Annotated in this window: 12 protein-coding genes; 7 read left to right on the forward strand and 5 right to left on the reverse strand. The window is 57.2% G+C overall.

Features of this window, described 5'->3' with window-relative positions:
* The 7 genes from NA637_RS09275 to NA637_RS09305 all read left to right on the forward strand — a co-directional run.
* A partial coding sequence (locus tag NA637_RS09275; protein WP_256071995.1) for a class I adenylate-forming enzyme family protein occupies positions 1-1,577 on the forward strand: 1,577 nt, incomplete at its 5' end.
* A 69-nt stretch (positions 1,578-1,646) separates the two neighbouring features.
* Positions 1,647-2,846 carry an ABC transporter substrate-binding protein gene (locus NA637_RS09280; RefSeq protein ID WP_256071996.1) on the forward strand — a complete coding sequence of 400 codons (1,200 nt, stop codon included), beginning with the start codon at positions 1,647-1,649 and terminating at the stop codon, positions 2,844-2,846.
* Positions 2,847-2,980: 134 nt separating this feature from the next.
* A complete protein-coding gene (locus NA637_RS09285; RefSeq protein ID WP_256071997.1) occupies positions 2,981-3,850 on the forward strand; it encodes a branched-chain amino acid ABC transporter permease in 870 nt (289 codons plus the stop codon).
* Between the two features lie 2 nt (positions 3,851-3,852).
* A complete protein-coding gene (locus NA637_RS09290; protein ID WP_256071998.1) occupies positions 3,853-4,842 on the forward strand; it encodes a branched-chain amino acid ABC transporter permease in 990 nt (329 codons plus the stop codon).
* Entirely contained in the window at positions 4,781-5,602 is an 822-nt protein-coding gene (locus NA637_RS09295; protein ID WP_256071999.1) for an ABC transporter ATP-binding protein, read from the forward strand. Before NA637_RS09290 ends, NA637_RS09295 begins: the two co-directional genes overlap by 62 nt.
* Entirely contained in the window at positions 5,589-6,293 is a 705-nt protein-coding gene (locus NA637_RS09300) for an ABC transporter ATP-binding protein (protein ID WP_256072000.1), read from the forward strand. Before NA637_RS09295 ends, NA637_RS09300 begins: the two co-directional genes overlap by 14 nt.
* 136 nt (positions 6,294-6,429) lie before the next feature.
* A complete protein-coding gene (locus NA637_RS09305; RefSeq protein ID WP_256072001.1) occupies positions 6,430-7,368 on the forward strand; it encodes an NAD(P)H-dependent flavin oxidoreductase in 939 nt (312 codons plus the stop codon).
* 56 nt (positions 7,369-7,424) lie between these two features.
* Here NA637_RS09305 and NA637_RS09310 read toward each other — a convergent pair whose 3' ends face one another.
* From NA637_RS09310 to lon, 5 genes are all read right to left on the reverse strand, one after another.
* Positions 7,425-8,585, reverse strand: coding sequence for a C4-dicarboxylate TRAP transporter substrate-binding protein (locus tag NA637_RS09310; protein ID WP_256072002.1), 1,161 nt, complete (start codon positions 8,583-8,585; stop codon positions 7,425-7,427).
* 502 nt (positions 8,586-9,087) lie between these two features.
* Positions 9,088-9,345 (reverse strand): DUF6444 domain-containing protein, encoded by a 258-nt coding sequence (locus NA637_RS25675; RefSeq protein WP_423836714.1) that lies wholly within the window; start codon positions 9,343-9,345, stop codon positions 9,088-9,090.
* 126 nt (positions 9,346-9,471) lie between these two features.
* Positions 9,472-11,325 (reverse strand): SurA N-terminal domain-containing protein, encoded by a 1,854-nt coding sequence (locus NA637_RS09320; RefSeq protein ID WP_256072003.1) that lies wholly within the window; start codon positions 11,323-11,325, stop codon positions 9,472-9,474.
* 206 nt (positions 11,326-11,531) lie between these two features.
* Positions 11,532-11,804, reverse strand: a complete 273-nt coding sequence (locus NA637_RS09325) for an HU family DNA-binding protein (protein WP_256072004.1) — start codon at positions 11,802-11,804, stop codon at positions 11,532-11,534.
* 132 nt (positions 11,805-11,936) lie between these two features.
* Positions 11,937-14,333 carry an endopeptidase La gene (lon, locus tag NA637_RS09330; RefSeq protein ID WP_256072005.1) on the reverse strand — a complete coding sequence of 799 codons (2,397 nt, stop codon included), beginning with the start codon at positions 14,331-14,333 and terminating at the stop codon, positions 11,937-11,939.
* Between the last annotated feature and the right edge of the window lie 67 nt (positions 14,334-14,400).

Consider the following 14,400-nt stretch of genomic DNA (forward strand, 5'->3'; position numbering starts at 1 on the left):
ATGAGGGCCTGGTCATGTCACTTCTGGTCATGCATTACGGTCTCGAATTTTTCGCTCGCCGGTCCCCCGGAAAGCCGGCTGTCCAGTTCCAATCCCAGACACTAAGCTTCAACCAGCTCAACGCCCGGGCGAACCGGGTCGCTCACTTCCTTGCCTCTCTCGGCATCAGGAAGGGTGACCGGGTCGCAGCCTTTCTCGACAATTGCCTCGAATATCCGGAAATCATCTATGGCTGCGCCAAAGGCGGTTACGTGCTGGTGCCGATCAATTTCCGGCTCACGGGTCCGGAAGCCAGAGCACTGATCAGTCACTCCGGTTCGAAAATCGCATTTATTAGCCAGCGGATCCACGACGAGCTGGGCGACTACTCGAGCGAACTAGAGCAGTCCGTCGAACATGGACTGGTCCGCATCAGAGCTGGGGAGAAAGACGACGACAGCTACGATGCCCGAACCCGGGACCAGGACGAACAAAACCCACAGGTCACCGTCGCAGAGGCAGACCCGTTCTGTATTGGCTACACCTCTGGCACCACCGGAGTGCCCAAGGGTGCCAGAATCTCTCATCGTTCCCGAGCCCTGCTGGCGCTGGCCGCCGCAGTCGAATACGGGCTGACCGAAGACGATGTCAATCTCACCCCGGGTGCGATCTATCACGCCGCCCCTATCATCTTCATGCTGCTATCGATCAACATCGGCGGAACCAGTGTGATCATGGAAAACTTCGATCCTGAGGAAATGCTCCGTCTGATCGAAAGCTGTGGCGTCACCAACGCGTTCGTGGCCCCGACCATGTTGCAGTTTATTCACCAGCTGCCGGAGGACGTCCGCCGTCGATATCGACTGGACTCCATGAGAGCCCTGATTTCAGCGGGTGCGCCCCTGTCGACCCATGCCAAGGAAGCCACCAGTGAACTCTTTGGCGATGGAGTCCTCCACGAGTTCTACGGCTCCACGGAGGCGGGCTGGAACACCAACCTGCGCCCAGCGGATCTTCAGGCGAAACCCCGATCCTGCGGCAAGCCAGTGATGGGATGGGAAGTCAAACTGGTTGACGACCAGGGTAAGGACATCACAGCCCCGGACCAGGTCGGGGAGATCTATGTCCGTGGGGACTACATGTTCGATGGCTATCTGGATAATCCAGAGGCGACAAAGGCAGCCTTCCTGGGAGACTGGTTCTCAGCGGGAGACCTCGGGATGTTTGACGAGGACGGTTACCTGTACATCGTCGGTCGCAAGAAGGACATGATCATTACTGGCGGCGCCAACGTCTACCCCGAGGAAGTCGAAGACTGTCTCCACGGCTGCCCCGGCATCGCCGACGTGGCGATTATCGGTCTGGCGGACGAGACCTGGGGTGAAATTGTCACCGCTATTGTCCAGCCAGACAGCGCCACCGGCATCACGGCAGAAGAGGTCAAAATCTTCTGCGAGGGCCGTATCGCCGGCTACAAAAAACCCCGGGACGTCCGCTTTGTGGACGTCATTCCACGGAACCCTTCCGGCAAGATCCTCAAGAACAACCTGCGGGAACAGTTCGCGAGCCCCACCGGCGCCAGGGGCGCGTTCTCATGACGCCATCACAGCTAAAACAATAAGGAAAACACAATGAAACCCAACAGGAAAACAATTCATAGATTTGCGATGAGCGGCGTTATTCTCGCCGCTGCCCTCGGTATCGGTACTGCCAGCGCCCAAGTTGCCCAGGGCGTAACGGATAACGAAATCCGGGTTGGCCATCTGGGCCCACAAACCGGTCCGGTAGCTTCTTATGACAAGATTCGCATGGGTATCGAGTCCTATTTCAAGTACGTCAATGAGCAGGGAGGCGTACACGACCGCCAGCTCACGCTAATCGCCTATGACGACCAGTACCAGCCTGGGCGTACTGTGCAACTGACCAAGCGCCTGGTGGATGAGGATAAGGTCTTTGCCATGCTGGGCAACGTCTGCACGCCCTGTAACGTTGCCGCCCGCCCGCGAAACGAAAGGTCGGGCATTCCCATGGTCATGACCAGTTCCGGCTCGAGCCAGTTTGTCGATCCGCCCATTCCCAACTACATGGGCTCCAGTGTCGTCAACTACGAGTTCGAGGCCCGGGTGCTGACCGACTACGCGGTCAAGGAACTGGGTGCCAAACGCATCGCCATTGCGTACCAGAATGACGACTACGGCAGTCCGCTGGGGGAAGCTGCCGTCAAGGCCCTCAAGCAGTTCGATGACGTGGAGTTGGTCCAGCAAGTGAATTTTCAGTCGTCGGACTCGGACCTGAGCACCCAGGCCCAGCGACTCCGCCAGTCCAACCCTGACGCCATCATTACGTTTTCGGTACCGGCCCCGGCGGCACAACTCAAGAAGGCCCTCCACAATATCGGAGTTACCGAGCCTCCTTTCCTGGTGTCCTCGGTCGGCGGTGACTCCGAGACTTTGTTCGACCTTGCCGGAGAAGACGTATGGAACGGCACCATTTCCACTGCGGTTATCCCCAAGCCTGACCAGGGCACGGACGAGAGCATCGAGCTTTATGTGGAACGGTTCAGCAAAGACTTCCCCAAAGTACCGCTTTCCGACTGGGGCCAGACTGGCTGGGCCGCCGCCGAGGTGTTTGTCGAGGCACTGCGGAGAACCGAGACCCTGACCTGGGAAGACTTCCTGAATACCTTCTATACCTTCGATAACTGGGAAGGGTCCATGTACGCCGGCGTGACTTTCTCAGAGAGCAATCACTATGGTCTGACCTCGATGTTCATAACCCAAGCGAAGGACGGGGCCATCGTGCCTATCTCCGAGCCAATCACCTTTGATCCGGCATCCGGTGCGATCACCTACGCCTCCGATGACTGAACATATCTGCTGACCGATTCCCGGTCCGGACCAGCTCCATTGCTTCAGTGGGCTGAGCTGGCCCGGACCGGTAGCAGGCCAGCTCAGAACGGGAACACGTACAGCAGAAAAACGTATGTCATAGGAGTTCAATTGTGGAGCAAATCGTTATCAGCGGCCTGATATTCGGCTGCGTCTACGGCCTGGCCGCGCTGGGGCTGGTATTGATCTTCAGGACTACGGGCCTGGTCAACTTCGCCCACGGCGAGATGGCCATGGTGACCACCTTCGTTGCCTTTACGTTTCTGAACCACTTTGAACTTCCTTTCTTCGTCTCCTTTTTCCTTGCCATTGGCTTTGCCGCACTGTTTGGTGTAGTGGTCTATTTCCTGCTGATCCGATACATAAGCAATGCTCCGCATCTCAATCAGCTGGTGCTGACTCTGGGTATGTTTCTGGCGATCCACGGAGCGGCTGGCCTTATCTGGGGTCATACCCCGACCAGTTTTCCGCGAGCGCTCGAAGGCGGTCCCATTCAGCTCGGGTCGGTCTTTATCTCACCCAATGAGCTGTTCGTGCTGTTTGTCACCTTCATTCTGGCATTCGTTTTGTTCGTGCTATTTCGATTCACCCGGGTCGGTCTTGCCATGCGCGCCTCCTCCCAGGACCTCACTGCGGCACGTTTGATGGGAATCAACGTCAACTTCGTGTTCATGGTTACCTGGGCAGCCGGCAGCGTACTGGGGGGTATCGCCGGCTTGCTCACAGCCCCGTTCACGTTCCTGGGCGTCACCATGATGTTCAACGTGTTGATCATGGCCTTTGCGGCTGCGGTACTGGCGGGTTTCGTAAGCCTTCCGGGTGCGGTGATCGGTGGCCTGCTCATCGGTATTTTCGGCAACCTAGTCAGTTACTACTGGGCCCCTGAAATGGCACTCGTATGTACGTTTGTACTGATTGTCGCGGTGCTCTATATCCGCCCCCAGGGCATTTTCAGCGCACCCGAAGCCATCAAGAAGGTATAACCATGAAAAGCCCCTTTCTCAACAGGCGGTTAGCCATTCTTGGGTTCGCTCTGTTGCTCGTGGCCTACCCCTTCCTCGTCGGCCAGTCCTCCTACTTTATGGGGTTGGTGGCCATGACCGCGATCTACGCCATTGCCGCCATGTCCCTGAATCTGCTGACGGGTTACGGCGGGCAGATTTCGGTCGGTCAGGGCGGCTTTCTCATGCTGGGCACTTACACTACCGCAGTGCTGTCAGCAAAACTGGGAGTGCCGATCTGGGTGGCCATCCCCTCTGCCGGTGTGATGGCCGCTCTTGTCAGCCTCATCATTGGCTTGCCCGCCGTGCGCCTGAAGGGCCACTTCCTGGCGGTGGCCACCCTGGGGTTCGGCCTGTCGATACCGGAAATCGCCCTGAACTGGGAGTCCGTAACGGCGGGCTATTCGGGGCTGCCGCTGATGCGCCCGAAAGCGGTGTCCGGTGATCTGGCGTTCTTCTATGTCATCCTCGGTGTAACCATGGTGATCACCTGGTTACTGCTGAACATCGCACACAGCCGGCTGGGCCGCGCGTTTCTCGCCATCCGAGACAGTGAAGTCGCTGCTGCCGCTACCGGCATCAACGTCGCCGGCTACAAAACCCTTATGTTCATGATCAGCTCGTTCTTCACCGGGATCGCCGGCGGCCTGTATGCTTACTGGATTGAATACGTCAGTCCGGATGACTTCACCATCATGACTTCTTTTTTCCTGCTGGCCATGATCGTGGTGGGCGGGCTGGGCTCGATCTGGGGAGCCATTGTCGGCGCCATATTGTTCACCGTTATTCCCCACTTCGCCGACGCTTACATAGGTATCACCAACCTAGTCATCGGGGTGGCCGTCATCCTGATCATTCTGTTCCTTCCCGCCGGGCTGATTTCACTCGGGCAGCTGTTCCGGAAAAGACGGGATGACTTTCAAGAGGAGCCCGAACAGTGCAGTGCCAGCGAGGTTTCCGATGCTAAGATTTAACAATCTGACCGTTCGATTCGCCGGACTGACCGCTGTTTCAGGCCTCTCACTAGAGATCCCCAAGGGCGGGATCTACTCCATTATCGGCCCGAACGGCGCGGGCAAAACGACGGTGTTCAACTGCATCAGCCGGTTCTATACCCCTTCCGATGGCACCATCGAGTTTGAGGGAGCAGACCTGTCCCGCCTCAAGCCTCACCAGGTGATCGGACTTGGTATTTCCCGGAGCTTCCAGAACGTCGAGTTGTTCTCCGGAATGTCAGTCATGGACAACCTCCTGACCGGCCTGCACTCCACTCTTGGCCACAACATCATCAGTGTGTCCCTGAAGCTCCCCTCCATCAGGCGGACCGAGGCCGAAGCCCGCACAAGGGCCGGAGAGATTCTGGACATGTTCGGCATTGCCCGGTTCGTCAATGAAAAGGTGGCGAACCTGCCTTATGGCTACCAGAAGATGGTGGATATAGGCCGGGCAATCATGGCCAACCCCAAGCTGATCCTTCTGGACGAACCTGTGGCCGGCATGAACACGGCCGAAACCGATAAGCTATGCCAGCTGATACTGCGCCTCAAGAATGAAATGGGCATTACCGTGCTCCTCATTGAGCATGACATGTCGTTGGTCATGAAAGTGTCGGATCATATAACGGTGATGAACTTCGGCGAGAAAATCGCCGAAGGGGCGCCTGCCGATATCCAGCAGGACCCCGCCGTCATCGAAGCCTATCTCGGGGAGATCGAATCCGATGCTGAAGCTTGAGAATGTCCACCTGAACTACGGCCACGTCCATGCACTTCGGGGCATCTCCCTGGAAGTTCCTCAGGGCAAGGTGGTATCCCTGCTGGGGTCTAACGGAGCGGGGAAGTCCAGCAGCCTGAAAGTCATTTCCGGCCTGATGCCCCCCGGAAAGGGCGTTATGAAACTGAACGGCCAGGCGATACAGGGAAAGTCCTGCAGCGCCATGGTCAAAGCCGGCGTTATCCACTGCCCGGAGGGGCGCCGGGTGTTCCCGGATTTTACGGTGGAAGAGAATCTGCGGATCGGGGCCTATCGGCGCCCCAAGGGGAAGGATGTTGACAAGGATATGGACCGTGTCTTCGATTACTTTCCAAGGTTGAAAGAGCGGATGCAGCAGAAGGCCAACACCCTGAGCGGGGGGGAACAGCAGATGCTGGCCATTGGCCGCTCACTGATGGGCAAGCCCAGGCTTCTACTGTTGGATGAACCCTCCCTGGGAATCGCCCCCAAGCTGGTGAAGGAGATCTTCGAAATCCTGAAGGCCATCAACGAAAGCGGCACCTCAATCCTTCTGGTGGAGCAGAATGCTCATATGGCCATCAAGATCTCTGATTATTCCTATGTTCTGGAAAATGGCAGAATCGGGCTGGAAGGCAGCGCCGCGGATATCAAGGACAGCCCCCAACTGAAAGAACTGTACCTGGGTGGGTAAAAAAGCCTGCGAATCGTCAGATCCGACGAGTGGGCCATGGCGATGGAAACAATAGGATAGCCAGTCCCCATCTATCATTCTGTCAAATAGGGTTCAGAGCCAGACGGCCCTGCCCGGCCAACAAAGAGGTCCTCGCATGCCACTACCCGAATCATTCACGGACCGGCTCAAAATTCCGGCCATTGCCGCTCCCATGTTCCTCACATCCGGCCCGGACCTGGTGGTGGAAAGCTGCCTGAACGGGGTCATCGGCACCTTTCCGGCCCTCAACCAGCGCACTACCGACGGCTTTGTGGAATGGCTGGAGCAGATCGAATCGAGGCTGGCCGGCAGGAACGCCGCACCCTACGGCGTCAACCTGATTGTGCACCGCTCTAACCCTCGCCTGGATGCGGATCTGGAACAGGTGGTCAGGCACCAGGTGCCGCTGGTGATCACATCACTGGGGGCAGTGCCGGAAGTGGTGGAGGCCGTGCATTCCTATGGCGGCCTGGTGTTCCATGACGTCATCAACCGGCGCCATGCCGAGAAGGCTGCGGAGGCCGGGGTCGACGGGATCATCGCCGTCTCGGCCGGGGCCGGTGGCCACGCAGGCACGATCAGCCCCTTTGCCCTGGTTCAGGAAATCCGCCAGGTGTTCGACGGCACCATTATCCTGGCGGGCTCCATCAGCACCGGCGGACAGGTGGCAGCGGCGCGGTTGATGGGGGCAGACATGGCCTACCTGGGCACCCGTTTTATCGCCACCCGGGAATCCCTGGTCGAGGAGGACTATAAGGCCATGATCAGGAACAGCCGAGCCGCGGACATTATCTATACACCAAAAGTATCGGGCGTTAACGCCAACTTCCTGCGTCCGAGCCTGGAAGCTGCTGGCGTCAACCTGGAGGGAGACTCAGGCCATGGTGGCCTGGACATGGCCAACGAAGCCAAAGCCTGGAAAACCGTCTGGTCGGCGGGCCACGGAGTGGGCGCAGTCAATGATGAGCCTTCTGCTGAGGAACTGTGCAAGCGTCTGGTCAAAGAGTACCAGTCGGCAATGCAACAGGCCTGTGATGATGCATTCGGCAGGTAGGATCCAGGGAAAGGAAGCAGGAAAGAACAAGGCCGGCCCGGAGGCCGGCTAATCTTTCACAGGCCGTGGCTGTTCACGTCAACCTTGGAGAAAACCTCCTGCCAGTAGAGTTCCGCAAGCGCCTCGCCACTGTCGATGCTGTCCACCAGCGAGACCCATTTCTCCAGAATAGGGCGGAAATTCTCTATCATCTGGTCCGCGTTACCAAGATCGTATTTGTCGGCATAGGTCTTAGCCATGTTATCGATGTCCTGGCGAATGAACGCCCGGGTTTTTTCCTTCAAGGGTTCACTTGCCTCATGGATAGTGATGCGGTCCAGCTCATCCGCCGTCTTCATGTTCTTCTTCGCGGCTTCGGCATAGCCCCAGCTCAATTCCGCTGACAGCACTGTCGAGGCATGAAGTACGGCCTTGCGCTCATCCTCGGACAAGCTTGCCCAAGTGTCCCGGTTAACGGTGTTGGCAGTACCGGCAAACACTCCGCCCGGAGCTCCCGTGGTAATGTCTGACACCACCTCCATCAGCTTGACGATGGTGAGTTCTGGCGCTGAGTGGATAGTGCAGTCCACTACCCCCTGATTAAGGGCCTCGTAGGTCTCATGCTGGGGAACCGAAACCGGTGATGCGCCCATCTCCTGCGCCCAGCGGGACCATTGCGCACCACCGATGCGCAGGCGTTTGCCTTCCAGCTCTTCCAGATTCCGTACCGGCTTGTTGCATAGCAGCATGTAGGGCGGAGTACCGCCACCGCCGATGAATACCTGATTCTGGGCCTTCAGCTCATTGGTGCACTCCGGGCAATGATTGAACAGGTACTCTGACATGGCCCCGGCATAGGCCAGACCAGAGGTTTCCGCCGGCGCGCCACTCAGCTCCAGCAGCATCGACAATTCAGCGGCCAGGTTGATGCTGGGGAACTCCGCCGGAAAGTAAGGCGTTAACACCAAACCACTATCCGCCAGCCCATCTCGAACACCCGAAGGAGTCTCCGAAAAGCTCAGCAAGGATTGGGCATACACCTTCGCCGTGAGCTCACCGTCAGAATACTTCGCCAAGGCCTCGGCATAGGCCGTACCCGCTTCAGCGCCGATAGACTGGGCGGAGTAACCGGTAGCGTAACTGATGCTCCGGGCCTCCGCTATGCCAGACAACAGAGTACCGGCCATAGCCAGTGGCAGAACAAGACGGGTGAAACGGTTTGCCTGAAGATAACTCATACCATCTCCTGATACTGCATCTCTGCGGATGCGTTTGTTGTTGTGTGGGAATCCGGGTGAGACTCCGGCCTGATCATAGTCTGGGAGTCGCAACACCTCCGGGCCTCGTCCTTTTCGACGAAAATAGCTGTATGCGAAACAGTCAGAATCGTCATTTTGGACGATAGTTGACCTCCGGATCCTGTCCTAGCTTGGGTAGTGGCTCGCTATTGCCGACGAACCAACCTTATAAAGAACAACAAAAATCCATCACAACAACGTTTCCAGACCCAACACCAAGAACAACAACCGCAGGACGGCAACCGCTGCCTGCAAAGGAGACCATGCGAATGGAGAATTCCCGAACCTGCCTGTTCACAACAGCCCTGGCCGCGCCCCTATTGCGCAGGCGCATCCATAACCGCCTACGGCACTCAGATCAACTACGCCACGGGCTAACTCCCTTGGCTCCGTAGCAGGTGAGCGTTATGCAGAAGCCCCTGGAGGAATACTCCGATGGCGGTTACACGGCCAAGGTATACTTGCCCTCATGCCCGGGCTGCCCGCCCGGCTTGCGCTTACTTGAAGCACATGAACGACGCGGACGACTGGGATCCTGGGACGGTGGCTTGCTACTGTTGCGGCTACTGGTGGCCAGTCGATCGGCCATGAGCTTGACCAGCAGCATCAGCACATCGATGGCCGCACGCAGTGACGCAGAGACCGTACGGTCTTCCTTTAGCTGTTGCCGGACCCGCTCCAGGGCCTCATCGCCGTTGATATCGCTGAGATGTCACCGCATAGGTGTGCCGGATCAGACACACCATGCCAGACAAAATCGGCGGGTTGGCGACAGGCTATCCGCAGCCAACTGAATAGTTAAAGATTTTTTTGCGCCGAAATTTTCTCAAAAGGTCTCGATCTCGGCGTCCGCATGGAGCATCTGACGGTAGGCAGCGAAATCTTGCTGGCCACTCCGTGAAGCCAGGAAACGACGATAGTTCTGCTTGTCTTCTTGCGAGAGCTCCGCTTTGGGCTCGCTTACACCGCTCAGACGAACCACGACGAAATCTCCGTCGGGCAGGCGAACACTGCTGTAACTCGGCATGTCGCTTCCCTCCGGTTTCGGCATCCGAAACACTTGTTGAAGTACTGCCGGCTCAACCCCTTCCTGGCTGCGCGAGGCGGCCTCGACAGGCTGCCACTGCTGCTGGACCTGCCCGCCATCACGTAGCGTAGCGATAAGCTGCTCACCGGTTTCAATCGCTTGTTCTGCCGCCTTACTGCGCTGCAGTTGAGCGATGATGTCGTCCTTCACTGTATCGAAAGGCAGTACTTCAGGTTTCAGGTGTTCCTTCACTCGCACAGCAACGACGGTATCCGGATCCAGTTCAATCACACCGCTATTAGCACCGTCGATCAGAACCTCATCACTGAACGCAGCCTGGATGACCTGCCGATTTGATGCGACGCCAGCCCCACCTTCACGGCCGAACGCCTCGGTCGTTTGTACCAAAAGGCCCAATTCCTGTGCCGGCTGTACAAGATCGGAAGATTCGAATGCGGTGTCCTCGAGTTGCTTGCTGGCCTCGACGAAGCGCTGCTCAACCTGTTGAGCTTTGAGTTCCCGCACCAGTTCAGGTTTTAGGCTGTCCAGCGTCGGGATCTCTGGTGACTGAACATCCAGAAGCTTGATCAAGTGCCAGCCGAAATCGGAGCGAACCGGCGCAGAGACCTGGCCCTTGTCCAAAGCGTACAGCGCCTCCTCGAAAGCAGGGTCGTAAACGCCTGGACCAGCAAAGCCGAGATCCCCCCCTTCGCTCGCGGATCCCGGATCTTCGGAAACCTCCTTGGCCAACGCTGAGAAGTCCTCGCCTGAGGCCAGACGCTTAGCGACCTCGTCGATCTTCTCCCTGGCGCTTGCATCGCCAGCCTCATCGGTCTCGATCAGGATATGCGCCGCACGGCGTTGTTCTGCCAGGTTAGCGATACGCTGCTGATACAGATCCTGCACCTCCTCCTCCGACACCTCGACCTGGTCAAAGAAGGACTCCTTGTTCAGCTCGACATACTCGACAATAACCTGCTCCGGCGAGCGAAAGCGGTCCGTGTTTTGTTCGTAATATGCACGCGCCTCGTCACTGCTCACTTCAACTGCGTCGGTGTCAGCCGGTACGGTGATGGTTGCGAAATCACGCGTCTGCTGCTCAAGCCGAGCGAAAGCTTCGATCTGGTCATCCGTGACGAAACCGGAACCGGCAATGCCGGCGCGAAGTTGGCCAATCAACATTTCCTGCTTCAACAGCTCGCGGAACTGCAGTCGGGTATAACCCATTTGCTGAATGACCTGATCGAAACGCGCAGCGTTAAACGCGCCGTCCACGGCAAATTCAGGAGTTTGCAGAATCAGCTGATCGAGCGCCGTTTCGGAGAAGGCGAAATCTGCATCGCGGGCACCTTGCAGCAAAAGCGCACGGTCAATGAGCGCGCGTAGTGATGACTCGCGTACCAGCTTGTCGTCCAGCATCGATGGGTCGAAGTTGCCACCTAGCTGCTGAGCCAGTTGGCGACGTTGCATGTTCATGGCCTGGTTGAGCTCGTCCAGCGAGATCTCCTCACCGTTGACCTCAGCGGCATTTCGGCTATTGCTGGCAGCATTGAAAATGGCGTCAAAGCCAGTCAAAGCCAGCAACATCACGATGATGCCTATGATGGTTTTGGCAATCCAGCCTTGTGAATTGTCCCTGATATTCTGAAGCATGCGTCCCCCAGGAGTCAGCTGCGCAGTCGTCGCTGCAGCACGGGAATCCGAATAAAAAGAAAGGCGCATCCAGGGATGCGCCTTCTCGGAGCTTTTGGAGCAGTTGGGCCTGATCCCCCAAGCCCGAACGCAACAAGCAGTGCCTGTTCGATGACCGCCCCAAGCCAGGGCCAGTGCTAACTGGCAACTGGCCGGATCGAAAACGCTTAGTTGACAGCGTCTTTCAGAGCCTTACCTGCCTTGAATCCAGGAATCCTGGCTGCAGCGATGTCGATCGGCTTGCCAGTCTGGGGATTGCGGCCGGTGCGAGCAGCGCGCTCTTTGACAGCGAAAGTACCGAAACCAACCAGCACCACGGAATCACCAGCCTTCAGAGCGCCTGTAACGGATTCAATTACTGCATCCAGCGCGCGGCCAGCAACAGCTTTCGGGATATCAGCAGATGCGGCGATAGCATCGATCAGTTCCGACTTGTTCACTCTAAGTCCCCTTATTTCTGTTGAGTCGTATCTATAATTTTTAGGCGTAAGCAAAGCGGTGCCGAATAGCAACTACACAAAAGGCCGGCTTATATCGAGGCCACCGAAAATGTGTCAACCAAGCCTCTCGGACTAATGCGTGCTGATTCGCTCCTTGGAATCAGACTCGCGCTTGTCATCCGTTGCAACGATATCTGGAGCCGCATCGGGCAAGGGCTCCGGCGCGTATTGCAGCGCAATTTGGAGGACTTCGTCAATCCACTTGACCGGTTTAATCTGCAGGTCCTGCTTAATATTCTCAGGAATCTCTTTCAGATCACGCTGGTTTTCTTCAGGAATGATCACCGTCTTTATACCGCCGCGGTGTGCCGCGAGCAGTTTCTCTTTCAAACCGCCAATCGCAAGCACCTGCCCGCGCAGGGTGATCTCGCCGGTCATGGCAACTTCGGCCCTGACAGGAATCTGGGTCATTGCTGAAACCAGCGCCGTGCACATGCCTATGCCTGCACTGGGCCCATCCTTCGGCGTAGCGCCTTCCGGGACATGGATATGAATATCCTGTTTTTCGTGGAAATCGACAGGGATGCCGAGACTCTTCGCGCGACTACGCACCACGGTTAACGCTGCCGTGATGGACTCACCCATCACATCGCCCAGCGACCCAGTTTTGGTCAGCCGCCCCTTCCCGGGAACTACGGCTGCTTCGATGGTGAGCAACTCGCCACCAACCTGAGTCCATGCCAAGCCGGTGACCTGGCCGACCTGATCTTGCAGTTCGGCAAGCCCGTAGCGGAATTTGCGAACCCCCAAGAAGTGCTCCAGCGATTCAGCGGTAACACTGACTGCAAAGCGCTTCTGCGCGGCATGCTCCTTCACCACCTTGCGGCATACCTTGGCTATCTGACGCTCCAGTCCGCGAACGCCGGCCTCGCGAGTGTAGTAACGAATGATGTCGCGAATAGCTTCATCATCGAACAGCAGCTCAGTCTTTTTAAGGCCATTGGCCTGAACCTGCTTCGGGACCAGATAGCGGGTGGCAATATTGATCTTCTCGTCTTCCGTATAGCCGGGTAGACGAATAATCTCCATGCGATCGAGCAGTGGCGCCGGGATGTTCATGGAGTTGGCCGTGCAAAGGAACATCACGTCTGACAGGTCGTAGTCGACCTCGAGATAGTGATCGTTGAAGTTGTGGTTCTGCTCCGGGTCCAGCACCTCGAGCAGAGCAGACGCGGGGTCTCCGCGCATGTCGTTACCCATCTTGTCGATCTCGTCGAGCAGGAACAGCGGATTGCGCACACCGACCTTGCTCATCTTCTGGATCAACCGACCCGGCATGGAGCCGATATAGGTACGACGATGTCCACGGATCTCGGCTTCGTCCCGCACGCCACCCAGCGCCATGCGCACGAACTTGCGATTCGTCGAGCGCGCAATGGACTCGGCCAGCGAGGTCTTACCCACGCCTGGTGGACCGACCAGGCACAAAACCGGACCTTTCAGTTTTTTCACACGTTTCTGCACTGCGAGGTATTCGAGAATCCGATCCTTGACTTCTTCGAGGCCGTAGTGATCGGTATCAAGCACTTCCTCAGCCTTGGCGAGATCAAGGCGAACCTTGCTGGCCGCTTTCCACGGTACGTTGACCAGCCAATCGATGTAGGTCCTGACCACGGTGGCTTCAGCCGACATCGGTGACATCTGCTTGAGTTTGTTCAGCTCGGTGGTCGCCTTGGCATAGGCGTCCTTGCTCAGGCCGGCATTCTCGATGCGCTTCTTGAGATCATCGATTTCATTGTGGCCTTCGTCGATATCGCCCAGCTCTTTTTGAATGGCCTTCATCTGCTCATTCAAATAGTACTCACGCTGGCTGCGCTCCATCTGCTTCTTGACTCGGCCACGAATGCGTTTTTCCACCTGTAGCAGATCGATCTCAGCATCTAGTAAGGCCAGCACATGTTCGACTCGCGCCGGCAAATCGGTGATTTCGAGGATTGCCTGCTTCTGTTCGATCTTGAGCGCCATGTGCGCAGCCATGGTATCGACCAGACGCGCCGGCTCGTCGATGCTGGCAAGCGAGGAAAGCACCTCAGAGGGCACCTTTTTGCCCAACTGAACATATTGCTCGAACTGGCTCAAAAGGCTGCGGGTGAATACTTCCGCTTCACGCTCTTCGATCTCCGATTCGTCGATCAGTGAGACCTCCGCCCGGCAATGGTCTTCAACCTCGAAAAACCGGTCTATGACGCCACGCTGTTCGCCTTCGACAAGCACTTTTACTGTGCCATCCGGCAACTTCAGCAACTGCAGCACCGTTGCGACCGTACCCACACGATAGAGCCCCTCTTCGCTCGGGTCGTCATCGGCTGGGTTCTTCTGGGCCAGGAGCAATATCTGCTTATCGCCAGCCATTGCTGCTTCAAGGGCCTCAATGGATTTTTCCCGCCCAACGAACAGCGGAATCACCATGTGCGGGTAGACCACTACGTCGCGCAGCGGCAAAAGGGGCAATTCGATGGTTGTCTTCATAAATTCAGCTCTACGACGGCCATACGGCGGTAAACGGGAAATTCGTACCCTTGGCAATCAAGATGAG

It is taken from the genome of Stutzerimonas stutzeri (assembly GCF_024448935.1).
GTDB lineage: Bacteria > Pseudomonadota > Gammaproteobacteria > Pseudomonadales > Pseudomonadaceae > Stutzerimonas > Stutzerimonas stutzeri_AO.

Excerpts from the sequence above, each read along its gene's own strand:
- NA637_RS09280 (WP_256071996.1), top strand. The coding sequence starts at position 1,647 with ATGAGCGGCGTTATTCTCGCCGCTGCCCTCGGTATCGGTACTGCCAGC.
- NA637_RS09290 (WP_256071998.1), top strand. The coding sequence starts at position 3,853 with ATGAAAAGCCCCTTTCTCAACAGGCGGTTAGCCATTCTTGGGTTCGCT.
- NA637_RS09295 (WP_256071999.1), top strand. The coding sequence starts at position 4,781 with ATGACTTTCAAGAGGAGCCCGAACAGTGCAGTGCCAGCGAGGTTTCCG.
- NA637_RS09300 (WP_256072000.1), top strand. The coding sequence starts at position 5,589 with ATGCTGAAGCTTGAGAATGTCCACCTGAACTACGGCCACGTCCATGCA.
- NA637_RS09305 (WP_256072001.1), top strand. The coding sequence starts at position 6,430 with ATGCCACTACCCGAATCATTCACGGACCGGCTCAAAATTCCGGCCATT.
- NA637_RS09310 (WP_256072002.1), bottom strand. The coding sequence starts at position 8,585 with ATGAGTTATCTTCAGGCAAACCGTTTCACCCGTCTTGTTCTGCCACTG.
- NA637_RS09320 (WP_256072003.1), bottom strand. The coding sequence starts at position 11,325 with ATGCTTCAGAATATCAGGGACAATTCACAAGGCTGGATTGCCAAAACC.
- lon (WP_256072005.1), bottom strand. The coding sequence starts at position 14,333 with ATGAAGACAACCATCGAATTGCCCCTTTTGCCGCTGCGCGACGTAGTG.